This is a genomic window from Actinoplanes sp. NPDC023801, from assembly GCF_040639655.1.
In the GTDB taxonomy this organism is placed as follows: domain Bacteria; phylum Actinomycetota; class Actinomycetes; order Mycobacteriales; family Micromonosporaceae; genus Actinoplanes.
In genome coordinates this window covers 1-25646 of sequence record NZ_JBFAAI010000026.1, presented here as the reverse complement: position 1 = coordinate 25646, position 25646 = coordinate 1, and the positions used below count along the sequence as shown (strand labels likewise).

Annotated in this window: 28 protein-coding genes; 13 read left to right on the top strand and 15 right to left on the bottom strand. The window is 70.4% G+C overall.

Annotation, left to right across the window (positions count from 1 at the left end):
* Positions 1-5 precede the first annotated feature (5 nt).
* Positions 6-503 carry a hypothetical protein gene (locus tag AB0G04_RS33625; protein WP_360991165.1) on the bottom strand — a complete coding sequence of 166 codons (498 nt, stop codon included), beginning with the start codon at positions 501-503 and terminating at the stop codon, positions 6-8.
* Between the two features lie 250 nt (positions 504-753).
* Complete coding sequence (locus tag AB0G04_RS33620; protein ID WP_360991162.1) at positions 754-1365, bottom strand: hypothetical protein; 612 nt, start codon at positions 1363-1365, stop codon at positions 754-756.
* A gap of 60 nt (positions 1366-1425) precedes the next feature.
* Between AB0G04_RS33620 and AB0G04_RS33615 the strand changes: the two genes are divergently transcribed.
* The gene (locus AB0G04_RS33615; RefSeq protein ID WP_360991159.1) at positions 1426-1896 is read left to right on the top strand and encodes an SRPBCC family protein; all 471 of its coding nucleotides are present in this window, start codon (positions 1426-1428) and stop codon (positions 1894-1896) included.
* Between the two features lie 241 nt (positions 1897-2137).
* On the opposite strand, the gene AB0G04_RS33610 is transcribed toward AB0G04_RS33615, so the two are convergent.
* From AB0G04_RS33610 to AB0G04_RS33590, 5 genes are all read right to left on the bottom strand, one after another.
* The gene (locus AB0G04_RS33610; protein ID WP_360991157.1) at positions 2138-2929 is read right to left on the bottom strand and encodes a hypothetical protein; all 792 of its coding nucleotides are present in this window, start codon (positions 2927-2929) and stop codon (positions 2138-2140) included.
* Complete coding sequence (locus tag AB0G04_RS33605; RefSeq protein ID WP_360991154.1) at positions 2926-3834, bottom strand: hypothetical protein; 909 nt, start codon at positions 3832-3834, stop codon at positions 2926-2928. Before AB0G04_RS33605 ends, AB0G04_RS33610 begins: the two co-directional genes overlap by 4 nt.
* Before the next feature lie 325 nt (positions 3835-4159).
* Positions 4160-4993 (bottom strand): carbohydrate ABC transporter permease, encoded by an 834-nt coding sequence (locus tag AB0G04_RS33600; protein ID WP_360991151.1) that lies wholly within the window; start codon positions 4991-4993, stop codon positions 4160-4162.
* Between the two features lie 2 nt (positions 4994-4995).
* Positions 4996-5976 (bottom strand): sugar ABC transporter permease, encoded by a 981-nt coding sequence (locus AB0G04_RS33595; protein WP_360991150.1) that lies wholly within the window; start codon positions 5974-5976, stop codon positions 4996-4998.
* A gap of 8 nt (positions 5977-5984) precedes the next feature.
* The gene (locus AB0G04_RS33590) at positions 5985-7277 is read right to left on the bottom strand and encodes an extracellular solute-binding protein (RefSeq protein ID WP_360991147.1); all 1293 of its coding nucleotides are present in this window, start codon (positions 7275-7277) and stop codon (positions 5985-5987) included.
* A gap of 245 nt (positions 7278-7522) precedes the next feature.
* On the opposite strand from AB0G04_RS33590, the gene AB0G04_RS33585 reads away from it, so the two are divergent.
* From AB0G04_RS33585 to AB0G04_RS33570, 4 genes are all read left to right on the top strand, one after another.
* Positions 7523-8743: an endo-1,4-beta-xylanase gene (locus tag AB0G04_RS33585; RefSeq protein WP_360991144.1), complete on the top strand. Its 1221-nt coding sequence runs from the start codon at positions 7523-7525 to the stop codon at positions 8741-8743.
* Between the two features lie 65 nt (positions 8744-8808).
* Complete coding sequence (locus AB0G04_RS33580) at positions 8809-9417, top strand: class I SAM-dependent methyltransferase (RefSeq protein WP_360991141.1); 609 nt, start codon at positions 8809-8811, stop codon at positions 9415-9417.
* A gap of 75 nt (positions 9418-9492) precedes the next feature.
* A complete protein-coding gene (locus tag AB0G04_RS33575; RefSeq protein WP_360991138.1) occupies positions 9493-10869 on the top strand; it encodes an EAL domain-containing protein in 1377 nt (458 codons plus the stop codon).
* A gap of 79 nt (positions 10870-10948) precedes the next feature.
* Positions 10949-11281, top strand: coding sequence for a hypothetical protein (locus AB0G04_RS33570; protein WP_360991135.1), 333 nt, complete (start codon positions 10949-10951; stop codon positions 11279-11281).
* Between the two features lie 7 nt (positions 11282-11288).
* Here the strand turns inward: AB0G04_RS33570 and AB0G04_RS33565 are convergent, their stop codons facing one another.
* Entirely contained in the window at positions 11289-12251 is a 963-nt protein-coding gene (locus AB0G04_RS33565) for a WYL domain-containing protein (protein ID WP_360991132.1), read from the bottom strand.
* 98 nt (positions 12252-12349) lie between these two features.
* On the opposite strand from AB0G04_RS33565, the gene AB0G04_RS33560 reads away from it, so the two are divergent.
* Entirely contained in the window at positions 12350-12745 is a 396-nt protein-coding gene (locus tag AB0G04_RS33560; protein WP_360991377.1) for a RidA family protein, read from the top strand.
* 95 nt (positions 12746-12840) lie between these two features.
* Positions 12841-13599: an antibiotic biosynthesis monooxygenase gene (locus AB0G04_RS33555; protein WP_360991130.1), complete on the top strand. Its 759-nt coding sequence runs from the start codon at positions 12841-12843 to the stop codon at positions 13597-13599.
* A gap of 19 nt (positions 13600-13618) precedes the next feature.
* Here AB0G04_RS33555 and AB0G04_RS33550 read toward each other — a convergent pair whose 3' ends face one another.
* Entirely contained in the window at positions 13619-13894 is a 276-nt protein-coding gene (locus AB0G04_RS33550) for a hypothetical protein (RefSeq protein WP_360991127.1), read from the bottom strand.
* 259 nt (positions 13895-14153) lie between these two features.
* Complete coding sequence (locus AB0G04_RS33545; RefSeq protein WP_360991125.1) at positions 14154-14519, bottom strand: YdeI/OmpD-associated family protein; 366 nt, start codon at positions 14517-14519, stop codon at positions 14154-14156.
* Between the two features lie 54 nt (positions 14520-14573).
* Here AB0G04_RS33545 and AB0G04_RS33540 point away from each other — a divergent pair, with 54 nt between their 5' ends.
* The gene (locus tag AB0G04_RS33540) at positions 14574-16469 is read left to right on the top strand and encodes a S9 family peptidase (RefSeq protein WP_360991122.1); all 1896 of its coding nucleotides are present in this window, start codon (positions 14574-14576) and stop codon (positions 16467-16469) included.
* A gap of 21 nt (positions 16470-16490) precedes the next feature.
* Here the strand turns inward: AB0G04_RS33540 and AB0G04_RS33535 are convergent, their stop codons facing one another.
* Positions 16491-16715 carry a DNA-binding protein gene (locus AB0G04_RS33535; RefSeq protein ID WP_360991119.1) on the bottom strand — a complete coding sequence of 75 codons (225 nt, stop codon included), beginning with the start codon at positions 16713-16715 and terminating at the stop codon, positions 16491-16493.
* A gap of 117 nt (positions 16716-16832) precedes the next feature.
* Between AB0G04_RS33535 and AB0G04_RS33530 the strand changes: the two genes are divergently transcribed.
* The 4 genes from AB0G04_RS33530 (at position 16833) to AB0G04_RS33515 (ending at position 20995) form a co-directional block, all read left to right on the top strand.
* Positions 16833-17459, top strand: a complete 627-nt coding sequence (locus AB0G04_RS33530; protein ID WP_360991116.1) for a hypothetical protein — start codon at positions 16833-16835, stop codon at positions 17457-17459.
* 58 nt (positions 17460-17517) lie between these two features.
* Positions 17518-18120, top strand: coding sequence for a hypothetical protein (locus tag AB0G04_RS33525; RefSeq protein WP_360991114.1), 603 nt, complete (start codon positions 17518-17520; stop codon positions 18118-18120).
* A gap of 177 nt (positions 18121-18297) precedes the next feature.
* Complete coding sequence (locus AB0G04_RS33520; protein ID WP_360991111.1) at positions 18298-18825, top strand: hypothetical protein; 528 nt, start codon at positions 18298-18300, stop codon at positions 18823-18825.
* Positions 18826-18907: 82 nt separating this feature from the next.
* Complete coding sequence (locus AB0G04_RS33515) at positions 18908-20995, top strand: serine/threonine-protein kinase (RefSeq protein WP_360991109.1); 2088 nt, start codon at positions 18908-18910, stop codon at positions 20993-20995.
* A gap of 32 nt (positions 20996-21027) precedes the next feature.
* On the opposite strand, the gene AB0G04_RS33510 is transcribed toward AB0G04_RS33515, so the two are convergent.
* The 4 genes from AB0G04_RS33510 to AB0G04_RS33495 all read right to left on the bottom strand — a co-directional run bounded on the left by AB0G04_RS33510 (position 21028) and on the right by AB0G04_RS33495 (position 24570).
* Positions 21028-21711: a hypothetical protein gene (locus AB0G04_RS33510; protein WP_360991106.1), complete on the bottom strand. Its 684-nt coding sequence runs from the start codon at positions 21709-21711 to the stop codon at positions 21028-21030.
* An 84-nt stretch (positions 21712-21795) separates the two neighbouring features.
* A complete protein-coding gene (locus AB0G04_RS33505; RefSeq protein ID WP_360991103.1) occupies positions 21796-23196 on the bottom strand; it encodes a serine hydrolase domain-containing protein in 1401 nt (466 codons plus the stop codon).
* Positions 23197-23309: 113 nt separating this feature from the next.
* The gene (locus AB0G04_RS33500) at positions 23310-24038 is read right to left on the bottom strand and encodes an anti-sigma factor (RefSeq protein ID WP_360991100.1); all 729 of its coding nucleotides are present in this window, start codon (positions 24036-24038) and stop codon (positions 23310-23312) included.
* Entirely contained in the window at positions 23992-24570 is a 579-nt protein-coding gene (locus AB0G04_RS33495) for a sigma-70 family RNA polymerase sigma factor (protein WP_360991098.1), read from the bottom strand. The genes AB0G04_RS33500 and AB0G04_RS33495 overlap by 47 nt, the downstream gene beginning before the upstream one ends.
* Before the next feature lie 206 nt (positions 24571-24776).
* Here AB0G04_RS33495 and AB0G04_RS33490 point away from each other — a divergent pair, with 206 nt between their 5' ends.
* Positions 24777-25553 carry a DUF4397 domain-containing protein gene (locus tag AB0G04_RS33490; protein ID WP_360991374.1) on the top strand — a complete coding sequence of 259 codons (777 nt, stop codon included), beginning with the start codon at positions 24777-24779 and terminating at the stop codon, positions 25551-25553.
* The last annotated feature ends 93 nt before the right edge of the window (positions 25554-25646 follow it).

Here is a 25646-nt window from a genome sequence, read left to right as displayed (position 1 = left end):
CGTGATCAGCCGTTGAACAGGCCCGCGCTGATGGCGACGAGGCGGTCCACGGTGGCGCCGTGCGGGTCGCCGCAGTCGTGCACGGTCACCGTCGCCTCCGGAGTGGCCAGTTCGTACTCGAAACCGTCGTCGCACGTCGGCGCGCTCGCCGTGCCCGCCCGGCCGGTGAAGTCGGCGGAGGTGAGCAACCGGCGCAGTTCGTCCATGGTGGCCGCGGGCAGGGACGCCGGCGCGGAGGACCGTTCCCGCGTCGTCACCACCACGGTGCCGTCCGCGTCGATCCGTGCGCGGTCGTCGACGCCGGCGAACCCGCCCCGGCGGTTGACCGTGAACGGGAACGGGGCAGCCGCGGGTGTGGTCGCGTTCTCCGTCGGTCCGGGCGCGGCGGGCAAGGACGCGGCAGGGGCGGATGCTGCGGGGGCGGCCGGCCGGTCGTCGCCGGTGCATCCGGTCAGGCCGGCGAGCAGCAGGACGGCCAGTAGACCGGCTCGGGAGAACGGCACCGGATTCGAACCTCCGTGACGGTGATGGCGGGGCAGAGGACGGCCGGCGCCGATGCGTTGCTCTTCGTCGTCGGAGATCTTCATGGCACCTCCAGAAGTGTTTTGCCTGTTTGCTGCCTTTTCGTCACCGTACCAAGTACCCATGCGCCCGACGTCAGGTGGCTGGTCACCGAGCGAGCCGGGATCGCCGAGCCGTCGAAGCCCCGCGCCACCGTCCTGCCGCCGGCGCGCTGGCAGCCGGCCCCGCCGGTCACGCACGCGGCACCTCGACGGTCGTGGTGATGCGCACGAGTGCCGGGGACGGGGGTGTCGAACCGAAACCGAACCGTACCGGCGGGTCGACGTCGGTGAGCCGGCCGAGGCCGACGCCGTCCAGAGCGGCGTCAGCCGCGGTGATCCGGTGCAGATCGCGGACCGCGTACCACTCCCGGCGCCCGTTTCCGGCGCTGCCACGGGTGCGAACGCCGTGCAGCAGCCGGGCGGGCAGATCGATCAGGCGCACCCACCACAGCTGCCTGGCCAGCACCGCGGGAACCGCGTGCAGCAGGGCGCCCAGCGCGCCGCGTCCGCCGGTGGTGAACCGCAGCTCCAGCGGCCCGGCGGTGATGTGCCAGGCCGCCGGTTCCCGGCGCACCGTGACCGGCACGATCCGGACCTCGTCGAAGGTGTAGGTCTCGGCGACGAACCGGGCCAGCTCGGCGGTCTCGGCGAGCAGCAGCCGGTGACCGGCGGCGTCCTCCACCATGACGTCGGTGACCGGCCCGAACGGGGAGCCGGGCCAGTGCCCGACGACCAGCCGGGTGCCGCCGGCCGTGCCCAGCCCGGCGATCCAGCCGTCGAAGCGCAGTCGCAGATGATCCACACGGGTGCGTTACCCGCCACAGGGCGTGCGGGAACGGCCGATCTTTACGAGGATGTGGGGATGACCAGCTTCACCGTCACCCGGCACGTGCGCGCCACCGCCACCGACACCTGGAACACCCTGGTGGACTGGCCCCGGCACGGCGACTGGGTCCCACTGACCGAGGTCCGGGTCGTCACCGATCGGCCGGACGGGGTCGGTGCCACCTTCGTCGCGCGCACCGGCCTGGGTCCGCTGGGTTTCGACGACCCGATGGAGGTGGTGGCCTGGGAGCCGCCGTCCGGCGACGACCGGGGCGACCGGCCCGGCCGGTGCGAGATCGTCAAGCACGGCCGTGTCGTGCACGGCAGCGCGTGGTTCACGGTGACGCCGCTGCCCGGCCGGCGGTGCCGCGTGGTCTGGGTCGAGGATGTCGAGGTGTCCCCGCGCCGCGTCACCCGGTACGCCGGGCCGCTGCTGTCGCTGTCCGGGCGGGCGATCTTCGGAGCGACGCTGCGCGGGATGGCCCGCTCGCTGGAGAGCGCCGGCTGACACGCGGACGGCGGCGAGATGTCCTCGCCGCCGTGGTGGCCGTGCCGTGGTCAGCCTGCGGAGCCCTCGCCGCCGCGACCGACAAGATGTTTCGGCGTACTCGTCATGTTCGCCCCCATAAAAGAGCGGGCCGCATGTGGGCCCGCGGTCTTCCGTGTCCGGGAATGATCCGGTTTCATGCCATCGGCAAGAATAGCCGGTTACCGGGCGATAATCTCGAGAACCACAATCGTGTACGAGTTCAAGCCGTTCCGCCGGACCAGTCCACCCGAATGTCCCACTCGTAACGGGTGGCCGCGCTAGGCGTGTCCGCGGTCCAGACGGCAGCCCTCTCGGCGTCGGGCTCACCCTTTTCGTAACGCGTCGTGCCGCGGCGATTACGCTCCTGCACCGAAATGGCGTCGGCGTTCGGCCCGAACACGAAACGGATGGAGAACCGGCCGATCGGGAAAGCGCGGGCGTCGTATCTGAATACGTCGAGGCCGACGGATCGGAGCGGATTCCATAGGCCCCCGGGAATGGTGTAGCCGAGTTCCCACTCCAGCGTCTCGCATTTCACCGGCGGCACGAAGCGGACGATCCCGCGGCCGGCGGTGCCGATCGGCACCCAGCTCGCGTCGACCGGCGCGTTCGTCGCGTGCGGGGCCGGCGTGATCGAGACCTTCTCGGTGTCGGTCCCGGCGTACGGGCGGATGAGCGTCAGCTTCCGTTGCTCGAGCCCGTGGGCGGGCCGGGTCCGGCGCCGCTCCAGGATGCGATCGTCCCGCGCGGTGGCACCGACCCAGACGGTGAGTTCCAGGTCCTCGACGAAGCCACCGGGCTGGTCCGGTGGCTCCGGTACGGTGGCGACCTTCCGCGACCGCAGCAGGAGCGTCACGACCAGTCCGAGCAGCAGCAGGCCGACCACCGACAGTGCCACCCGTGCGCCGGCGGCGACTCCGACCACCAGCAGGACGTTGACCAGGGTCACCGCCACCGGCACCACCCACGAGGCGACGCCTCCCGCTCTCGACAACCGCGCCGACGCCGTCATGACTTTCCCTCCCGGGGGATGAGCCGCAGAGGCCACCTGAGCGCGTTGACCGTGGAACCCGTACCGCCCATGAGTGCGGCGACGTCCTCGATCGTGTATTCGTGCGCACCGGTCGGATCGCGCCGGAACGTGACGCCGGCCGGCGGCGGCTCGGGATCGGCGAGTGTGCCGAGCGACAGCGGGACCCGGAACTCGAACGTGACCGAACGTACCGGGCCGCGTCGCTCCGGATCGTCCAGGCTCGGTGCCGGCGGCATCCACTCGAACTGCTGTGAGTGGTCGCGCCGCAGCGGATCCCAGAAGGACGGTGACCGGTAGGCCGCGGTCCACTCCACCTTGGTGGCGGGCGGGGCGAAGAAGATGAGGGCCGGAGCGGTGCTGCCGTGCAGCCGGATCGGGACCGCCCGCTGCGCCTGCGCGCCGTTGACCGCCCGGCGGTTCACGTCGAGATCGAGAACGCTCCAGTCCGGGCTCTGGCCGGGGCCGCGGGTGAGGGGTTCGAGGTGACACCAGTGAACGGTGGCGCCCTCCTGTGGCGCCGTCGTGACATGGTGCTCGTCGATCCGGTCCTCGGCCGGGTTCCCGCCGATGTGGACGACGATCGTGAGCTCGTCCTGGTAGGGCCGGTAGGCGGCGAAGGTGGAGGCCAGCGCGCTGCGGACGACGTTCAGCTCGTTCACGGCCGCCTCATCGGCCCTCCGGCGGCGGATGAAGTTGTAACCGACCAGGACCACGGTCGCCGTCATCACGAAACCGAAAGCCACCAGCCCCTCGGCGGTGACACTGCCGACCGTGACGATCTGGATGATGTTGGCGATGACCCCGGCTATCGCGATGAACGACGGCCCCGCGTCGAGCAGGAAGTCGCGCAGCGCGGGCGCTGACCGGCCGGCGGCGTCGGTCATCGGGGCGGACCCGTGGCGGTGGGGCGGTGAGCTTTTCGGACATCGCCCGGCCCTCCGGAGATCACGACGCCAAGCGAAACACTTTCAGAACGTGACATCAGTATGAAGTCTACGAAGATGCGGAACCAGACGCATATGTCGGAAATGGTGATGTGCGACGATGCGGGCGTCGCCTGCCGGGCTGTCCGGGCTCCTCGATCGGGGGATTCGCCGCTGGTGGTTCCGCATTCCCCGGACCGCGTCCGCAGCTTCCGGGGAATGCGGGTCATCCGTGTGGGGGATTACGTGGAGCAGTGGAATTCCACTCCTCCGGAGGGCCCCCGGTTCACCCTTTGACCGCTCCGGTCAGGCCGCCGACGATGCGGCGCTCGAAGAGGCTGAAGAACACCAGCGCCGGGATCATCGACAGTGAGGTGAAGGCGAGCACCTTCGCGGTGTCGACGGAGTACTGCGAGGCGAACGCCTGCACCCCCAGGGGGAGCGTGAAGGCCTCCTGGTCGTTCAGGATGAACAGCGGCAGCAGGTAACTGTTCCAGCTGTTGACGAACGCCAGGATGCCGACAGTGATCAGGCCCGGGACCGAGAGCGGCAGCACCATCCGCCAGAAGAAGCCGAGCCGGCTGCAACGGTCGATGAATGCGGCCTCCTCGAGCTCCCTCGGGATCGCCCGCAGGAACGGCACCAGGATGATGATCGTCGTCGGCAGGCTGAAGGCGATCTGCGGCAGGATGATGCCGGGCAGCGTGTTCACCAGGCCCAGGTTCTTGATCAGGACGTACAGCGGGGTGATCGCGACAGTCGGGGGGAACATGAGACCGGCCGCGAACAGCGCGTACATCGCACCGCGCCCCCGGAAGTGATAGCGCGCCAGCACATAACTTGCCATCACTCCCAGGGTGACCACGCCGGCCGTGGTGACCACGGCCGCGATCGTCGAGTTGGTGACCTGGGTCCAGAAGGTGCTACCGGTCAGGACGTCGGCGTAGTTGCCGAACTGCCACGGGTCCGGGAGACCTGCCGGGTCGGTGGTGATCTGCGAGTTCGTCCGGAAGCCCCCGATGATGATGTAGATGACCGGACCGAGCATGACACCGACCAGGGCGAGGGCGGCGACGTAGACGACCGGATTGCCGCGCTTGGCGTGGGTGGCCGTGGCCATTTCTACCGTCCTCCGGTGAGCGCGCCCTCAGTGTCCCGGCGCAGCACGAAACGCTGGTACACAAGCGCGATGATCATCGAGATGATGAAGAGCACGACCGCCACCGCGTTGCCGTACCCGTAGTTCCCGGCGTTGCGGCCCTCGGAGACCATGTACGTGGCCATGGTCGAGGTGCCGGCGGTCGAGGCGACGTACTGGCCCCAGATGATGTAGACCAGATCGAACAGCTGCAGCGCGCCGATGACCGACAGGAATCCCCAGATCCGGATGGTGGGACCGAGCAGCGGCAGGGTGATGCGCCACTGGGTCTGCCAGTACGAGGCGCCGTCCATGGCGGCGGCCTCGGCCAGCTCCTCCGGGATGTTCTGCATACCGGCCAGGAACAGGATCACCGCGAACCCGACGTACTTCCAGGTCAGGATGAGCATCAGCGTCCAGAGGGCCAGGCTCGGATTCGCCAGCCAGTCCTCGGCGAGTCCACCCAGGCCGATCGAACGCAGGACGCCGTTGACCGCGCCCTGGGACTGCAGCAGCAGGGCCCACGCCGTCCCGACGATGACCTCGGAGATCACGTACGGGACGAAGATCAGTACCCGGACGAGCGACTGGCCACGCATCTTCTGGTTGAGCAGCAGCGCGAGACCCACCGCGATCGGGCCCTGGAGGACGAGCGAGAGCACGAGGATCTGGGCGTTGTGCCACAGCGCCTCGTGGAACAGGTCGTCCTGCAGGATGGTGACGTAGTTGTCGAGGCCCACGAAGTTCGTCGGCGGGCCGAACCCCTTCCACCGGTAGAAGCCGTAGTAGCCGGCCAGCAGGACCGGGGTGATCACGAAGCCGAGGAACATGAGGATCGCCGGGCCGGACAGCGCCGCGATCTCCAGGCGCATGCGCCAGCCGATACCGCGCCGGCGGCGCCGGGCCGGAGGCGGCGCCGCGACGCCACCTCCGTCCCGGACACGCGTGCCGGGTGTCAGAGCCACCAACCTACTCAGCCCTTCTTGGCCGCGTCGTTGACAGCCTGGATGATCCCGGCGACGTCGCCCTTGCCGGCGAGCAGGTTGACCACGCCGACGTTCAGGGCGTTACCGACGTTCTGGCCGTAGATCGTGTCGAGCCACTGCGAGACGTACGGCGCCTTGTTGTAGGCGTCGAGAACCGCCTTCAGGTAGTCCTCGGTGACCGCACCCTGGGCCTCCTTGCTGACCGGCAGCGCGTTGAAGGCCTTGTAGTAGCCCTCCTGCACGTCCTTGGTGAGGATGAAGTTGAGGAAGTCGGCGCATTCCTTCGGGGCGTCGGCCGCACACGAGTAGCCGTCCGCGCCGCCCATGATCGCCGCCGGGTCGCCCTGGCCGCCGGGAACCGCCGGGAACGGGAAGTAACCCAGGTCGGGCAGCGGCTTGGTGTCCTTGGTCAGGGAGGCGATGACGCCCGGGTCCCAGGCACCCATCAGCTCCATGCTGGCCTTGTAGTTGGCCACCAGACCGGCCGAGCTGCCGGCGCCCTGCTGGGCCGACGTGGTCAGGAAGCCCTCGTTGAACGGTTTGGTGTCGGCGAACGCCTTGAGATCCTCGCCGGCCTTGGTCCAGCACGCGTCGGTGAAGCTCTTGTCCTTGGCGGCCGCGTCGAGTGCGGCCGGGCTGCACGCCCGCAGGGCGAAGAAGTAGTACCAGTGGGCGGCGGGCCAGGCGTCCTTGGCGCCGAGGGCGATCGGCGTGCCGTTGGCCTTGAGCTTCGTGACGGCGGTGTTGAGCTCGTCGATGGTGGTCGGCGGCGTCGTCACGCCCGCCTTCGCGAACAGGTCCTTGCTGTACCAGAGGCCGCCGGGCAGGATCGAGACCGGTACGGAGTACGCCTTGCCGTCCACCTGCCCGGTCTTGAGGGCCGCCTCGCCGACCGCCTGCTTGGTGGCGTCGCTGATGTCCGCGGTGATGTCCTTGAGCTGGCCCGCCTCCACCATCGCGGCCATCTTGCCGCCGCCGCGCTGCAGGAAGATGTCGGGCGCGGAACCGGAGTTCAGCGCCGTCTGCAGCTTGCCGTCCAGGTCCTCGTTCTGCACCTGCTGAATCTTGATCTTGACGTTGGGGTGCGCGGTCTGGAAATCGGCGACCGTCTTGTCCCAGAACGCCTTGCCGGGCCCGGTCGTGGCGTTGTGCCAGAAGTCCATCGTGACGTTGCCGCCGCCCCCGGCGCCCCCGTCATCGTCCCCGCCGGTGCAGGCCGTCAGCCCGATGGCGCTCAACGCCACCACGGCAGCCACTGCCAGGTTCATTTTCGGTGCCATGAAAGCCCACCTCTTCGGTAGCGAAAGTTTCGGAGTGTTTCGGAAAGATGGCGCTCAAACTATGAAGTGGTCAACGAGGATGTCAAGATAATCACCGAAGCGAAAATGGACGCTATGCGTAACACAAGCGGCGCTGAGTGTTAGCTGTACCAGGAGAATCCATCGGTTGCCCGGTCGCGCTGGGTGACGGAAAGTTGTCGCAACTACCAGCTGTATCCGAAACTTACGGAGTCAGAGGTGTCCTGATGACCGAACGACCGCAGCACCGCTACGGCAAGGCGCTGCTCACCGTGCTCGATCCCGACGGCCAGCCGCTCGCCGACCGCGAGGTGATCGCGGAACAGCGATCCCACGCGTTCGCTTTCGGCAACATCGGCTTCGAGTTCATGACCGTGGCCGACGGCGCGGGACCGCCCGGCCACGCCGGCCTGTGGCTCGACGTCTTCAACACCGCCACCCTGCCGTTCTACTGGGCGGACTTCGAAACGCAGGAAGGCCGCCCCGACACCGAACGGCTGCACCGGACCGCGCAGTGGTTCGCCGGCCACGGCTGCCGCGTCAAAGGACATCCGCTGGTATGGCACACCCTGGCCCCCGGCTGGCTGCGGGAGAGACCGATCGACGAGATCGAGGCGACGGTCCGTGCCCGCATCCGGCGCGAGGTGTCCGGCCTGGCCGGCCTCATCGACTCGTGGGACGTGATCAACGAAGTGGTGATCATGCCGGTGTTCCGCAACGAGCCGCACCCCAACGCCATCACCCGCCTGGCGCGCGCCCGAGGCCGGATCGCGACCGTCCGCCTCGCCTTCGAGGAAGCCCGCGCGGCCGGGCCCGGCGCCACGTTGCTGCTCAACGACTTCGACATGTCCACGGCGTACGAATGCCTGATCGAAGGTGTTCTGGAGGCCGGGATCCGGGTCGACGCGCTGGGCCTGCAGAGTCACATGCATCAGGGCTACTGGGGCGAGGAACGGACACGGGAGACGCTCGACCGGTTCGCCCGGTACGGCCTGCCGATCCACATGACCGAGACCACCCTGGTCTCCGGTGACCCGATGCCCCCGGAGATCGACGACCTCAACGACTTCCAGGTCCCGTCGTGGCCGTCCACCCCGGACGGCGAACAGCGGCAGGCCGACGAGATCGTGCGGCACTACCGGACCCTGCTCGCTCACCCGTCGGTCGATGCGGTCACCTACTGGGGCCTGTCCGACGCCGACGCGTGGCTCGGAGCCCCCGCCGGTCTCGTCCGCGCCGACGGCACACCGAAACCGGCGTACGACGCCCTGCGAAGCCTGATCAAGGGGGAGTGGTGGCTCCCCGCGACCGTCCGGCGGACCGACGAGGCGGGGCGTCTCGAGGTGTCCGGCTTCCTCGGCGACTACCAGCTCAGCCACGCCGGTCGCACGGCCGGCTTCACCATCGCCGCACCGGGCACGGCCACGGCGACGCTCCGGCTCGGCTAGCCGCCGGACGCCGGGCCCACCCGGTGACGGCTGGGCGCCACCTGGTCGCGGACTATGGTCGTGCGGTGAGTGTGGAGCGGATCCGGGATGCGTACGCCTCCGTCGCCGGCCTTTACATCGACATGTTCGGGACGAGTGACAAGGTGCCCGCCGGTGACCTGGCCATGATCGTGCGGCACCTGCGTTCACCCGGCGGCACCGTCCTCGACGTGGGGTGCGGGCCCGGTCACCTCACCGCCCACCTCCGGTCGCTCGGCGTGGACGCGATCGGCATCGACCTGGTCCCGGCGTTCATCGCGCACGCGAAGGCGGCCCACCCGGACGGGGACTACCGGCTCGGGTCGATGACGGGCCTCGGCGTGCCGGACGGGTCGGCCGCCGGGATCCTGTCCTACTACTCGCTGATCCACCTTCCGCCGCCGGACCTCGACGATGTGCTCTCCGAGTTCCGGCGGGTGACCGCGCCCGGTGCCACGCTGGTGGCCGGCTTCTTCGACGGCGGCGACGAGTTCGCCGCTTTCGACCACAAAGTCGTGACGGCGTACCGCTGGCCCGTCGACGAGTTCGCCGGGCACCTGGCCCGCGCCGGTTTCACCGAGGTCGAACGCCGGCGGCAGCCCGCCGACGCCACCACGCGTGCCCTCGCCACGATCGCCGCGGCCCGCCACCGGTAACACGAACATCGCGCCCGGCCTTAGGGGGACCGGGTCGCAGCCGATTACCCCGGTGTGTCAGTGGAACCGGACCCGATGGGTGTGCGAAGCGCGGCCGCCACGCGGAGGCTGATCGCGGCCGTCATCGTCGTCCTCGGTCCGAGCATGCTGCTCACCCTGCTCTCCTCGGTGTGGGAGTGGGAGGACGTCGTCGTCGCCGGCGAAGCACCGGAAGCCGACGAATGGCTGGCCGTGGCCGCGATCTGCTGGCTGCCGGCCATCCTCTGGATCATGGTCCGGCTGATCGGGCTCCACCGGCGGATGCAGGCCACCACGCGGGACGCCGTCGAAGCCTTCCGCAGCACCATGCAGACCGTGACCGGCTGGGTGTGGCGCCTCGACGCGGGGCTCCGGTTCACGTTCTCCAACGAGAGTGTCGAGGCGGTGCTCGGCAGGACCTCCGACGAGATCCTCGGTGCCGGGATCGATGCCGTGATGAGCCCGTGCGACGACCAGCCGGTGGCGCTGGACGAGCTGGTGGCGACGGCCGGCTCGGAGTGGCGGAGCAGTGTGCGGCACGCCGACGGCACGGTGCGGTATCTGCGCAACAGCGCCACCCCGGTGTACGGCGAGCACAGCGAGATCAAGGCCTATCACGGGTTCAGCACCGACATCACCGAGCAGGTGCTCGCGGAAGCCGAGGAGCGCGACCGGTACGAGCGGCAGGAGGCCGCCCGCGCCCGCATCACGGATCTGCTGTCCGGGGGAGAGGGCCTCCGGATCGTGCTGCAGCCGATCGTCGACCTCGCCACCCAACGGGCCGTCGGCGCCGAGGCGCTGTCCCGGTTCGCCGACCGGCCGTACCGTCCGCCGAACGAATGGTTCGACGAGGCCTGGCAGGCCGGTCTCGGCCCCGATCTCGAGCTGTACGCGCTGGACGCGGCCCTGGCTCGGCTGGCCGACGTGCCCGGCGACGCCTACCTGTCGGTCAACGTGGCGCCGGAGACGATGCTCGACCCGCGTTTCCTGCAGCGGCTCGACCGGCTCGGGCCGTCGGCCGCCCGGATCACCGTCGAGATCACCGAACACGCGGTCGTGACCGACTACGACGCCCTCGTCGGTGTGGTCGACGAGATCCATCGGCGCGGTGCCCGGCTCGCCGTCGACGACGCGGGCGCCGGTTACGCCTCCATGCAGCACATTCTGCGGCTCCGCCCGGACGTGATCAAACTGGACCGCAGCATCGTCGACCGCGCCGACCGGGACCCGGCCCGGCGGGCGCTGATGGCCGCGATGGCCGCCTTCGCCGCGTCCCTGGGCACCACGGTCGTAGCCGAGGGTGTCGAGACGGAGGAGGAGGTCGGCGTCCTGCGCGACGCCGGAATTCAGCTGGGTCAGGGCTACCACCTGGGCCGTCCGCACGAGGACTGGCCCGCCGGGCAGCAGCTCGCCGGCCTGATGGCCGGCCGGTGACATCTCCCGGGTGCCCGGGAATGTGCCGCGTCCCCGCCGGGCTCTATGGCGATCACCTCCGGTGGGGCAGACTGCGGGGGTGCAAATTCAGTCCGGCTGGTTCTCGGTCCGCTGTGTGTTCCGCCTCGACGCCGAGGACCCGGCGACGTACGAGGAGCGGGTGACCGTCTGGAAGGCCGCCTCGTTCGCCGAGGCGGTCGCGCTGGCCGAGGCCGACGCGGTCGACTATGCCACCGATGTGGACGGCGAGTATCTGGGTTTGGCGCAGGCCTACGCCATGGCTGATGAGCTCGGTCACGGGGCCGAGGTCTTCTCCCTGCTCCGGGACAGTTCTCTGGAGCCGGACGACTACATGGACGCCTTCTTCGACACCGGCAGCGAGCGGGCCGCCAGCACTCTCGGGACCTCGTGACCGCGTCTCAGGCCGGATCGCGGTAACGGGCGGCGATCGCGGCGGCGCGTTCCCGTAGCGCGGTGCGTAACGACGGCGGGGCCAGCGCTTCGGCGTGCATGCCGAGCTGCCACAGTGCCCATTCGGCGTGCCACGAGTCCTGGTACGTCACCTCCAGCCGGGGCCAGCCGTCCGGGCCCGGCTCCTCGGCGCGTACGGCCACCGCGGTGTTCAGCAGGTCGTCGCGGCGGGCGGGGCTGACCCGTACCAGCACCGTGAGGTGACCGTCGGCCAGGAAGCGGGCGCGGCGTTCGTTCCAGGCGCGGGCCAGGTCGACCCGGTCGGGCCGTTGCGCCGGCTCGGGGAGTTCCTCGGCCGCCAGGATCCGGGACAGCCGGTACGTACGGTCCTCGCCCGATCTGGTGGCCAGCAGATAGCCGCGCTCGCGCACGGTGACCAGGCCGATCGGGTCGACGGTGCGCCACCGGGGCGGCTCGTCCCGGGCGGCGTAGTGGATGCGCAGCTTGTGCCCGGCAAGCACGGCACGTCGTACCTCGATCATCGTGCTCTCCGGCACCTGCTCGCCGTCCTGCCGGCGCGACAGCAGGTCGGTCTCCGGTTCGACGAGGATCCGCCGGGCCGCGTCGCTCGCGGTGGCCCGATGGCGCTCGGGCAGGGCGTCGACGACCTTGCGCCGGGCCGAGGCGAACGCCGCGCCGAGACCGAACGTCTGCCCGGATCCGGTGGTCAGCAGGGCCAGGGCCTCGTCGTGATTGAGACCGGTGAGCTCGGTCCGGAAGCCGGGCAGGAGGGCGAAGCCACCGTGCCGGCCACGTTCGGCGTAGACCGGCACTCCGGCCACGGACAGCGCCTCGATGTCACGCAGCACCGTCCGGACGGACACCTCCAGTTCCCGGGCCAGTGTCTCCGCGGTCAACCGGCCACGTTGCCGCAGCAGCAGGACGAGCGAGACCAGTCGATCGGCGCGCATCCGCGAACACTAGCGGAATACATGACAGAGGATGTCGTGATTTCCCGGCAGGCTCCGATCCGTACGACGCAAATCGATCGAATGGAGCTGAAGTGGCAGTGCAACGAGCGGCGGTCAACCCGTGGGCGTGGTCGGCGGAGCTGGGGTTCAACCAGGGCGAGGTCGTCTCCGGACACACCCGGACCCTGTACTGCTCCGGTCAGACCGCGATGGACGGTGACGGCAAACCGCAGCACGACGGCGACATGGCCGCGCAGCTGGCGCTGAGTCTCGACAATCTCGAGGCGGTGCTCGCCGGAACCGGGATGTCGCTGGGCGATCTGGTTCGGCTCAACGTCTACACCACCGACGTGGACGGGCTGTTCCCGCATTACGGTGTGCTGGCGGCCAGGCTCGGTGCGGCCGGCGTGGCACCGGCCACCACGATGCTCGGCGTGACCCGCCTGGCCGTTCCCGGGCAGATGGTCGAACTCGAGGCGACGGCGGTCGAGTGACCCACCGGGCGGGTGACCGCGACGTCCGGCGTCCGGTCACCCGCCTTCAGAAACGATTACATGATTACAGCCTTACGTAGCCTACTGTGGACGGTATGACTGTCGAGTACATCCGGTACCGCGTCCCCGGCGACACGACGGAGTTCGAGAAGGCCTACGGTCGCGCGGAGCGATTCCTGGCCCTCGCCCCGCAGTGCGTCGACTACGAGTTGAGCCGCTGCGCCGAAGCGCCCGGCACCTACATCCTGCGCATCGTCTGGACCTCCGCGGACGACCATCTCAAAGGCTTCCGGGAAGGCGATCTGTTCCCCGGGTTCATGGCCGAGATCCGCCCCTACGTCACCGCGATCGAGGAGATGCGCCACTACGAGCCGACCGCGGTCCGTGGCACCGGCCGTGCTGTTCCCAGCCTGTACGACTGGGCCGGCGGCGCCGAGGCGTTCGAGCGGCTGACCGAACGGTTCTATGCCAAGGTCACCGCCGACGACCTGGTCGGGCCGCTGTTCGCGCACATGGATCCGGCCCACCCCAAGTTCGTGGCCATGTGGCTTGCCGAGGTGTTCGGTGGCCCGTCCCGCTACACCGACGAGCGCGGCGGCTATGCCCACATGCTCGCCCACCACCTCGGCAAGGCGATCACCGAACCGCAGCGGCGCCGCTGGGTGAACCTGCTCGCCGACGCCGCCGACGAGGTCGGGCTGCCCGGCGATCCGGAGTTCCGGGCCGCGTTCATGGGTTACCTCGAGTGGGGCACCCGGCTTGCGATGGCCAACTCCCAGCCGGGCGCGACCCCACCGCGCGAGGCCCCGGTGCCGCACTGGGGCTGGGGCGTCGCACCGCCGTATCTCGGCTGACCCCTGCGGTCCGGTCCGGTCAGTGCGGCACGTCCACGCCGAGTTCCCGCAGCTGAGCGACCGCCCGGGACAGGCACTGCCCGGCGGTGGCCCCGTCGGCGCGCATGGGCATGCTCAGCGGGTCACCGCTCGCCGCGAACGTCCAGGCCGGCCGCCGTTCGCTGAGACGCAGGGCGTCGACCCGCAGCATGGCGTCGATGCCCTGCTCGGCGAGCCATTCGAGGATGAGCAGCGCGATCGCCTCGATCCCGTCGGAGTCCGCGCTCTTCGGCCATCGGCTTTTCGGCGTCGTCACCGTACGACCCTATCGATGGCGCCATCCCCGGCTGTGTGGCACAGCCGTCGCGGCCCTGCCCGCCGATCTCCCTCTGCCGCGCCGCCTGCAACTGGCCGCCATCCCGGCTTCACCGGCGTACTGGAGTCCGTCATGACGCGCCCGCTCGGTCAGCGGCGGTGATCATCGCCGCCGTGCGGTCCGCCGGGCGCGGCGCCTGTCAGGCTGATGCGGTGAGGTTCTGAGCCCGCCCGCGCCCGTGACGATGCCTCCCTCGGAGTCAGTCGCGGTACGGGGTCTTGCCCTTCAGCAGGTCGGCGATGGTCCGCTCGATGCGCCGGGCCCGGGTCGCCGGCCGTTTCGCCTCCTCGATGTGCAGGATGACGGCGTGGTGGTTCGTGCGGCTGACCGTGGCGAAGAACGCCGCCGCGGCCGGCTCGGCGTCGAGGGCACGCTGCAGATCCTCGGGCGGTGCGGGCAGCGGGAAGGCGGCGTCGAAGCGCTCCACCTCGGCCGTGAGCACGTCCTGCACGAGCCGTTCGACGGTCCGGTGTGACAGCTCGGCGGCGCCCGCCAGCTTCTCCACCAGATCGGCTGGCAGCTCCAGAACGAGTTCTCGGGTGCGGGGAGAGGGCTCGGCGACCATGGCGGCGAGTTTAATGGCGGGAAGCTCGCGGACGATGTTGGCAGACTGGCCCGCATGACGGAGCTCAGCGCCGAACTCGTGGTCGACGGACGTGTCCCGCGGACGCCGGTGATCTCCCCGGACGGGAGCCGTCTCTGCCATGTCGTCACACCCGGCTGCCTGACCGGTGACCATCTCGACACCGAACTCTGGCTCACCGGCCTCGACGGTGATGGTGTGCCGGTCCGGGTGCCGAACGGGCCGGCGACCGTCTCCGATCCGCGCTGGTCGGGCGACTCCGGCACGCTGTTCTTCCTTTCCGACCGGGCCGAGCGCGGTGTCCCGCAACTGCACCGGCTCGACGGCGGCGAGGTGACGGCGCTGACCGGCTGGCGGGCCGGCATCACCGGCCATCTGCCGCTCGCCGATCCCGGCCTGGTGGCGCTGCTCGCCGGGGACGAGCCCACCGAGGAGGACGAGCGCCGGGCCCGTGAACGTGACGATGCCGTGGTCGCCGGCGAGCACGAGGCCCACGACCGGCTGCGGCTGCTCGACCTGCGTACTGGCCGGATCGCCACTCCCGGCGTGTTCGCCGGCCGGCACGTCGTGGAAGTGCGGCAACGGCCCGATGGTGGTCCGCTGGCCGTGCTGACGCGGGCCGCGGCCGACAGCGACTACGGCCCTCGGACCGGGCGGCTCCACCTGTTCGACCCGGTCACCGGGACTGCCGAGGATCTCGGACCGGTCGGCGCCGAGGCGTACTCCCTCGCCTGGTGGCTGTCCGCCGACGGCTGGCACCTCGGCTGGATCGCGCTCACCCCACCGCTGTTGCAGGCCGGTACGGCGGTGTTCGACCTGGCCCTGAGCAGCGGAGCCCGCAGCAATCGCACCGCGGACCTGCCGATGTGCCCGACGGAGCTGTGCCCGACCGGCGCGGCGCCGCTCGTCGTGTTCGCTGACGGGCTGGACACGACCGTGGCCAGCCTCGACGCCACGGGTCTCACCGTTCTGGCGCGGCATCCGGGGCATCTCGGCGACGTCACCTCCAGCCTCGACGGCAAGCGGATCGCGGCGCTCACCGGCACCCGCCACGAACCCGTGAACGTCCACGCCGGAGCGCCCACCGGACCGTTGCGGAAGGTCACCGACACCCGGCCGCAACTCAAGGGCATCACTCTCGGTACGCAACAGCCGCTGACCTATCGTGCCGCTGATGGCCTCGAACTCGACGGCCTGCTGGTCCTGCCGCCCGGCCGGACCGCGTCGGATGGCCCGTTCCCGCTGGTCACGATCGTGCACGGCGGTCCGTACGCCCGCTACGCCGACACGTGCCAGCTGTTCTGGTGGCCCAGTGCACAGTGGCTGGCCACCGCCGGCTACGCGGTGTTCCTGCCCAACCCGCGCGGCGGGCAGGGCCACGGTCACGAGTTCGCCGCCGCGGTCGCCGGCCGGGTCGGGCAGGAGGAGTGGACCGACATCCTGACCGGCGTCGACCTGCTCGTCGCCGGCGGTGTCGCCGATCCCGGCCGGCTGGGCATCGCCGGCTGGAGCCACGGCGGGTACATGTCCGCCTGGGCGGTCAGCCAGAGCGACCGCTTCCGGGCCGCGCTGGTCGGCGCGGGCGTCGCCGACTGGGGCATGCTGGCCGCCGACGGCGAGAACGGCCAGTTCGAGGCCGCGCTCGGCGGCAGCGTCGGCTGGTCCGGGATCGGCCCGCACCCGCACGACGCGGTCAGCCCGATCTCGTACGCCGGCCGTATCCGCACCCCGGTGCTGATCCTGCACGGCGCCGAGGACACCAACGTGCCGTACGGCCAGGCCGTCTATCTGCACCGGGCGTTGCGGCACTTCGGTGTCGAGCACGAGTTCGTCACGTACCCGCGGGAGGGCCACTCGTTCCGGGAACGCAACCACCAGCTCGATGTGATGCGCAGGACCCGCGCCTGGTTCGACCGCTGGCTGCAGCCGTAAAGCGTCCGGGGGTGGTGCCGGTCATGAGGCCGGGTCGGTGCGGTGCGCGGTGCGCCGGGGGCGGCGGCGGGTCGCCACCCATTCCTCGACGTCCGCGGCCAGCCACACCTTGCCCTGGGAGAGGTCTGCCACCGGCTCGGGAAAGGTTGGCCTGCTGGTCAGCTGGTAGACGCGCTGACGGGTGATGCCGCCCAGCAGTATGCGGATCTCGTGAGCGCCCATCAGGCGGAGGCGGGTAGAGGCCATACGCAAGACAATAGTCATATAGCTACTGGTCGCACGACCCCCCAAAGCGGGGGTCGCTCTTCCGGGGCACTCGCATCCGTGATCACCGGTCTTGATGGGCCCCGGTAGCGTGCACGCATGCGTCCGCGGTCCGATCTTGTGCCTGCACTTGCCTACCTGAGCATCTTCCTCCTCTCCGCGGTCCTGATCCTGCCGGCGGCCACCACCTGGGTCCGGTCCGACGTGGACCCGATCATCGGCACCCTCGTCCTGTCGGGGCAGTGCCTGCTGGTCTACTTCGTCGCCACGCAGACCGCGCGCCGGCCCCGGGTCGTACCGATCGTCGCCGCCTGCCTTCTCAACGGGTTTCTGATGGCCGTCATCGGGATGTCCGTGCCGCTGAAGGTGCTGGCCGACGACGGCGAGCAGATCCGTGCCACGGTGGTCGAGGTCTACGACGGCGGCAGCAACGAGGCCACCTACGACCTCGCCGCCGACGGCATCGCGCTCCCGGGGCGGCTGGGCGGCTGGCCGGGCGGCGGCACCGGGGCCGTCGACGACGAGGTGCTCGTGGTGCAGGACCCGGACGGCCTGGCCGATCCGCGCCTCCCGGACGAGTTGGCGCAGGCCCAGGCGGACGACCCCGGAGTGCTGATCCTCCCGCTCGTCGCCATCGTGGCCGCCCTCTGCCTGGCGGCGGTGTGGCCGAGCCGTCGCCGTGCCGTCTCAGCTGCGGAAACAGGCGTGTCACGATATCGTTTCTAGCCTCGTACCGGTTACGCTGCGGCGGCTTGATCCGCCGCCGGGACGGGAGACACGGGCGATGCGTAACTCGTACATGCGGCGCCTCGGGGGAGTCCTGGCGGTAGCCGGCGTACTTCTCGTCATCGCGGGTGGCCCGGCCCTGGCCGCGGACACCGTCTCGGCCGCCTTCCCGGACATCGAGGTGCCGGCGGGTGGCACCGCCGTCGATCCGCTCGGGCCGAGCCTCTGGTCCACGATCGGCCCGACGAGGCTGACCGGTGTGAAGGTCACGTACGAACTGAGCGGCGTCGACGGGGTCCGGATCGCGCCGAGCGGGATCGGTGGCGGCGAGTGCGGCACGTCCTCGTCGACCCGGGTGGTCTGCACCGATCCTCGGGGGCTGTCGTTCGAGGGCGAGACGGTCGAGCAGTACCTGCCCGTGGTCGTGACGGCCACCGGGACCGCCGTTGCCGGTGACGCCGGGACGGTGACCATCACGTTCTCCGCCGACGGGCTGACACCGATCGCCGGGGACAGTGAGGTGCGCGTCGCCGGTGACCGGCCGAACCTGCCGATCACCGGCCCGCCGGCCCCGCTGACCGGTGCGTTCGGCCTGCTGCTGGTCGCCGCTGGAGCGGCCACGGTGCTGGCCACGCGCCGCCCCGTGCGGGCCGGAGCTTGAGCTGACGACGGTCCGGTTCGGGGATCGCGCCCGGTTCAGCGTGGAGATCGGCGAGAGGGCGCCGCCGGCGGACGAGTTCGCGAGCATCCTCGAGCAGGCGGCCGATGAGCTCGACCCGCCGGCAGCGACCTGACGTCGATACTCGTCGATTGCTTGGTGAATGACTATCGTGCCGTGGTGATCACACGAAGCGAGGCGTTGTTCATCGGCGGGCGTGCCGGGGTGGGCAAGACCAGTGTCGGCTACGAGATCCACGAGCAGTTGTCCGCGGCGGGCATCCAGCACTGCCTGATCGAAGGCGACAATCTCGACCAGGCGTATCCACCGCCGTGGGAGCACGGGCTCGCCGAACGCAACCTGGCCGCCATGTGGGCCAACTACCGGGCGCTGGGCTACCGGCGGCTGATCTACACGAACACCGTGAGTGTGCGGTTCACCGGCGAACTGACCGCGGCGATGGGCGACGACCCGAACGTCACCGCGGTCCTGCTGACGGCTGACGACGCGACGGCGCGGCAGCGGCTGGCCGGGCGCGAGATCGGCACGGCACTGGAACGGCATGTCGAGCGGAGCGACCTGATGGCCCGTGAACTGGAGCGGACCGTACCGAGCAAGGTCCACCGGCTCCGCACCGACGGGCGCCCCGTGGCCGACATCGCCGCCGAGGTCATCGCACTGACCGGCTGGATCTGGCTGAGGCCATGATCGGTGACCCGCCGCCCCGGTCCGGCACGTGGATGCGTACTGTATGCCGGTCCCTGTTCCCCGACCTCGATGGGTGACCCGGATGAAGAGCCCGCTGCGTCCCGGTGACCCGCGGTCGCTGGGCGGCTACGAGCTGATCGCCCGGCTCGGCGAGGGCGGCATGGGCGCGGTGTTCCTCGGGCGGCGTGACGACGGGCTGCTGGTCGCTGTCAAGATCATCAAACCGGAGTACGCCCACGAGGAGGAGTTCCGGGGCCGGTTCCGCAGCGAGGTCAAACGGGCCCGGCAGGTGCCGCCGTTCTGCACGGCCGCCGTGCTCGACGCCGATCCGGAGCATCCCACTCCGTACCTGGTCGTGGAATATGTCGACGGCCCGAGCTTGGACGAGGTGGTGGTACGCGAAGGGCCGCTGACCGACAGCCGGCTGCACGGTGTCGCCGTCGGAGTGGCCACCGCATTGACCGCGATCCACGGAGCCGGCGTGATCCACCGCGACCTCAAACCGCGCAACGTGCTGTTCGCTCTGGGCGCGCCGAAGGTCATCGACTTCGGGATCGCCCGCGCGCTGGAGGTGACCAGCCAGCACACCCATCCCGACCAGATGGTGGGGACCGTCGCGTACATGGCTCCGGAACGCTTCGACGGCGTGCACCGTGACATCACCCCGGCCGCTGACGTGTTCGCGTGGGGCGCGGTCATCGCGTACGCCGGCACCGGGCGCACCCCGTTCCGGGCCGACTCACCGGTGGCCACCGCCGCCCGGATCCTCACCCAGCCGCCGGACCTGAGCGGGCTGACCGGGCACCTGGCCGATCTGGTGGCGCTCGCCCTCGCCAAGGATCCGGAGGAGCGGCCCACCTCGCACGAACTGCTCAACCTGTTGCTCGCGCAGAACACCGACCCGCACGCGATCAGCCGGCCGCACACCCTCGACCCGCGGCTGCGCGAGGCCGCCGAGGCCGCGCAGCTGTCCGGGCGGCACGTGTCCGGCGGTGGCGCACGGCTCCGCCTGCCGGTCGCCGAGGCGCCGCCGGTCCGGAGGCGCCGCGGCCGTGCCGGGGTCGTCGCGTTCACGGCGGTCGCCACGGTGCTCGCGACCGTTGCCGGCCTGTACGGCGGAGACGGAGACGGAGGCGGACCGGATCAGGCGGGGCAGCGGATCGAACCGGTCGTGGAGGCTGCCATGCCGGTGCCCGGCGCGGTGCGCGGACCGTGGGTGGTGGACGCCCTCGACCGCCGGGGCCAGTGGAAGACCCTCACCGATGCCGACGGCGGACGTTGCTCCTTCAAGGACGGCCTGGTCATGACCACACCCTCATTCACCATGGTGTGCCCGGGGCCGGCCGAGACGTTCGCCGGGGACCAGTCGATCACCGCGGACGTCACGATCGACAGCATCGGATCGTGTGCCGAGGTGCAGTTCCGATCGGCCGGGGACAGCTCCTACTGGCTCGACCTGTGCCCGCAGACCGTCCGGATCCGGCATGAGGGTGCCCTGCAGACCACCACGCTCGGCTCGGAGGAATCCGGCCTGTTCGCACCCGGCGTACGGCGCCATGTCGTGCTGGAACTGACCGGCGAGGAGGCCTCGGTGACGGTCGACGACGAGGTCGTCCTCGAGGCGACTCTCACCGATCCCAGCCTGCTGGCCGGCAAGGTGGCCTTCGGTGTCGGACCGGCCGACCCGTCGAAGAACGACGAGGTGCTCTCCGGTGCGGTCGTGCGCAACGCCGAGATCCGGCCGATCGGTGACGTCACCGCCCCGTCACAGCTCACCTTCACCGATGTACGCGAGGGCAGCACCAGATCGATCGTCAAGGTTCTTGGCTACTACCCGAAGAACAGGTCGATCGTGGTGGAGCCGGTGCTGTTCATGACCGGCGACGAGTACTGCACCACCTTCAAGGTGGAACCGTCGTCGCAAGCACCCTGCGAACGCGCCTGGGTGACCGAGGACAGCCGCATGATCGTGACTCTGCCCGCCTCGGCGAACCCGAAGCTGACCGGCACGAACGACGATCCCCAGCGCTGCGCCGGTGACGTGGTGACCGTCGGGACCTGCAAGATCAGCGCCGAACGTCTGGTCGAACGGCTCGGCGACGCTGGCCTCGCCGAGATCACCACCACCGACGGTACGGTCACCGCGATCGCCGAGGTCTACCTGCCCTGACGTCAGTGCGTGAACGGTTCCGGGCAGCGGTCTCAGACCCGCTCGGTGTCCGGGCGGCCGAGCATCACGTCGATGTTCCCGACGCCGGCTAGTTCGCCGAGGCCTTCGACGTACCGCAGGAGGCCGGCGCGCATGTTCTCCAGCTCGGCGCGGCATGTCGCGTTGTCCGGCCACTGTGACTCCGGCGTGTCCGGGTTGGCCTGTTCCCATTCGGTCAGTCGCGGGTGCCACCTCGACAGGAACGGCCGCAGCTGCCCGTTCAGCATGCCCATGGCCAGGTGCTCGACTGTCTTCGTGGTGCCCGCGCCGGCCGTCGGACCGGCCTCGAGCAGGATCTCGCGTACCGACTGGAACAGGCTGTACAGCGAGTCGAGGGTCTCCCGGAGCACACCGGACCCCGGGTCGAGCGACTGGGTGGCGATGCGGGTGCTCGACTCGACGAAGAGCCGCCACGCCACACCCTCGTTCGTCGGAGTGATCGCGAACGTCAGGTCGGTCAGGTTGGGAATCGACACGGTCAGTTCGGTGAGGCGTACCGTCCGCCAGTAGGTGAAGATCACCAGGGCGGCGACCCCGCCGGCCACCGCGCCGCAGAGCGTGTAAAGGGCCACGCCGGTCAGCTTGCTTCCCCAGTAGACGGCGAGGCCGACGACGGCGCCGATCACCAGCCCGGCGAGCAGGGCGAACCAGCGTCTGAAAAGCCATCGTTGCCGCATGCGCCTCATCGTCTCCTCACCTCGAACGGATCGCCCTCTGAGTTCTACCCGACGGTGTCGAGAGTGGAACAGCCCATGCCTGACTCAGGCGACGTCGGGGCGGGTCATCAGCGGCGATCGCAGATGCAGCTCCAGGCTCGGGGTGGTCAGGGGCTCGATGTTCCACGTCGCCGTCGCCGTCCCGGTGCCGGCGTCGACCTCCAGCCGTACCCGATGGGGTGTGGTGATGACGTAGACGTCGGCGACGAACGTGTCGCCCTGCCAGGCGCCGGCCGCCACGACCGGACGGCCCAGCGGGCTGCTCTCGCGCCACTCGCCGTGACCGGCCGCGACCTCCATGAGCGGGCCGAGACGCAGCAGCCATCCGCCGTCCACCGGGTCGACGGTCACCGGGGTTCCGGCGGGCAGGGCCGTACCCCCGGCGGTCGCCTTCACCGAGCGCTGCGGCTCGGCCGAACCCGGCACCGGTGCAAGGGACAGCCGTCGCAGCCGCCCGGCGAGGATCTCGTCGCCGCCGTCCGCCCGGCCCATGCCGGGCAGCAGACACTCCCGGATCGCGTCGTGGATCACCTGCGCCTGCGAGTTGGCGCCGGTCACGGCCACGACGAGGTCGTGTGACGGGACCACCACGCACATCTGGCCGAACGAGCCGTTGCCGTGGAAGCCGTAGCGCGACATCCAGAACTGGTAGCCGTACCCGCCGAGGAAGTCGGCATCGCCGGGAGGCCGGGTGCCGATGTGCCGCGTGGTGGCGAGTTCCACCCATTCGCGCGGCACCAGCTGACGCTCGCCCCAGCGGCCGCCACGCAGCAGCAGCTCACCGAACGCGGCGACGGCCTCGGTCGTCAGGTGCAGCCCGTGGAACCCGAACACGGCGCCGCCGGCCACCCGGTCCCAGTCGGCGTGCTCCACACCCATCGGCTCGAACAGGCGCTCGTCGAGGAACTCCGCCAGTCCGCGCCCGGTGACCCGTTCGACCAGCCGCGCCAGGACGTAGGTGGTCGCGTTGTCGTAGGTGTGCCGCGTGCCCTCGGGATGCGTGAACGGAACCCGCAGGAAACCCTTCACCAGGTCGTACGGCTCCAGCTCCCAGGCTTCGGTGAGGGTGTCCACGTCGTGTCCGGCGGTCATCGACAGCAGGTGGTGCACGGTGATCCGGCGGGCCTGCTCGCCGATGCCGTCCGGAACCCGGTCGGGCAGCACGTCCACCACCCGGTCGTCAAGCGACAGCAGCCCGTCGGCGATCGCCAGTCCCACCGCCACCGAGGTGAACGATTTGGTCAGCGAGTAGAGCAGATGCGGACGGGCGGCCGTGAAGGGTGCCCACCAGCCCTCGGCGACGACGTGACCGCCCCGGACGACCATGATCGAGTGGCACTCGACGGAGTGCTCCTCGAGCCGGTCCAGCAGCGCGGCGATCGATCCGGACGACACGTGCGCGGCGGCGGGTGACGACCGGGGGAGAAGGGGACGCCTGGCGGACATCGGTACGGCTCCACACTGGTGGGAAATGGTGCCGACAATGTACAGCCGCCCACTGCGAACAGCGGCCGGGCGGCGGGCGGGGACCGAAGTGTCCCTGCCCGCCGCCCGGGACGTCAGGACGTGAGGGTTCCGCGCAGCAGACTGGTACCGGAATGGGTGGCGTCGCCGTCGTGCGGCTCGTCACTCACGTCCACCAGCCGGAACCGGTTCAGATCGGTGCCGGGCGGGACCGGCAGCACGTCCTCGCGGGCACCGGACAGGTTGCCGATCGCGATCATCTTCGTCGGATCGCCCGGGTCGAGCAGCCACACCTCGTGGAAGCCGGTGGTCAGCGGCAGGTTCCGCACGTCGATCTCGAGGGCGCCGTCGGCCAGCACCCGCACCTTGCCGCTCGCGTCGGCCGAAACGGTCGGCAGCGGGCTGAGCGTGGCCTGTGCGGTCACCGGCTGCTCGGCACGTTGTCCGGCGAACCGGTCGACGGCCACGGTTCCGGCCACGGCCAGGACCGCCGCGGCCGCGGCGGCGAGCATCGGCGCCCATCGGCTGGGCCGGCGGCGCGAGGCCCGGCCACGGCGTTCGGCGAGGTCGGTGACGGGCGTCGCGGTCACGACAGAGGTGCCGGTACGGGCCACACCCGCCTCGATCGCATGCCAGATGCGCTCCGGCGGGGCGGGAAGATCACGCATGTCCTGGCTCTCCGCGCCCAGATCGGCGACCCCACGCAACGACGCGAGGTCGTACCGGCAGCCGGCACAGTGGGCCAAATGATCCGACTCGGTCAGCTCCTCCGACTCCTCAGAGAGCGCGAGAAGGACCAGCCGATCGGGTTCCAAATGTTGCACCGTCCACCTCCCAACGACGTCGCAGGCTGGCCATTCCACGGCGGATATGGCTCTTGACCGTACCGAGCGGCAGCCCGGTCACGGCGGCTATCTGTGGATGCGTGAGGTCGTCGTAGAACGCCAGCTCGAGGGACCGGCGCTGCTCGTCGGGCAGCCGGCCCAGCTCGTCCGCGACGATCAGCCGGTCCAGGATCCGCTCCGGCGTCTCCGGCGCGGCGTCCGGGGCGAGCTGTGCCCGCACCGTCTCGGTCACCCGCTCGTCGCGTGCCGCCGACCGCAGCCGGTCCACGACCTTGCGCCGCGCGATGCCGAGCAGCCAGCTCAGGATCGTGCCGCGTTGCGGGTCGTAGCCGTCACGCCCGGTCCACGCCGCCACGAACGTCAACTGCGTCACGTCCTCCGCGTCGGCACGGTTGCCCAGCAGGCGCTGTGCCAGATAGAGCACGGACGCGCCGTGCCGTTCGTAGGCCGTACGCAAAGCCTTCTCGTCGCCGGAGCGTAAACGCTCGGCGAGCTCGTCGTCGGAGCTCATCGACCTCCCTTCCGCGCATGGTTCTCCACGGTTGTTCGCTCGGCGGCCCGCCGGTGGATGCACCGGAATTTTCTTTTTTGCAACCGCATCCATTCCGGCCCGCCGCAACGAAGGACCGGTCGTACTGATTCCCCGACGAAGAAGTCTGGAGAGAACCGATGAGCAAGCTGCACCTTCGCCGCGCGGTCACCGCCGGCGCCGCCACCATGGTTGCGCTCGGCGCGGCCGGCTCGTTCGCTTCCCTGCCCGCCCACGCCGCTGCGAACTCTCAGGTGTCGGTCGTGCACGGCATCCCGGCGCAGCCGGTGGACGTCTACGTGAACGGCAAGAAGACCATCCCGGACTTCCAGCCGGGCAAGGTCGCCGGTCCGCTGAGCCTGGCGGCCGGCCAGTACGACATCGCGCTGACCAAGCCCGGCGAGGCGATCGGCCAGGCGCTGCTGACCGTCGACGACGCCGAGGTACCCGGCGGCGCGAACATCAGCCTCGTCGCCCACCTCGGCACCGACGGCAAGCCGACCCTGACCCCGTTCGTCAACGACACCGGCAAGCTGGCCGCCGGCAAGGCCCGTCTGATCGTGCGGCACACCGCGGCGGCGCCGGCCGTGGACGTCCGCGCCGGTGGGCAACCGGTGTTCGAGGACCTGACCAACCCGAACGAGGCCAAGGCCGACGTCGACGCCGGAACCGTCGCGGCCGACGTGGTGCTCGCCGGAACCGACACGCGGGTGCTCGGCCCGGCCGACCTCGACCTGAAGGAAGGCACCGCCACCATCGTGTACGCGATCGGCTCGGCCGACGACAAGACGCTCGACATCGCGGCGCAGACCGTCGACGGGCTGCACTCGGCGCCCGGCGGCGTGCCCGGCGGTAACGGTGGCCGCGCCGACCAGGGACCCTCGCTGCCCTGGTACGGACTCGGCGGCATCGGCATCCTGCTGGCCCTGTTCGGGCTGGCCCGGCTGGCGGTCGCCCGGCGATGAAGAAACGGCGGCTCGCCATCCTGGCGCTGGCCGCCGGTGCCGGGGGGACCCCGGCGAGAGAGGTGGGGCTGGTGTTGGCCCGCCCCGCCCGCG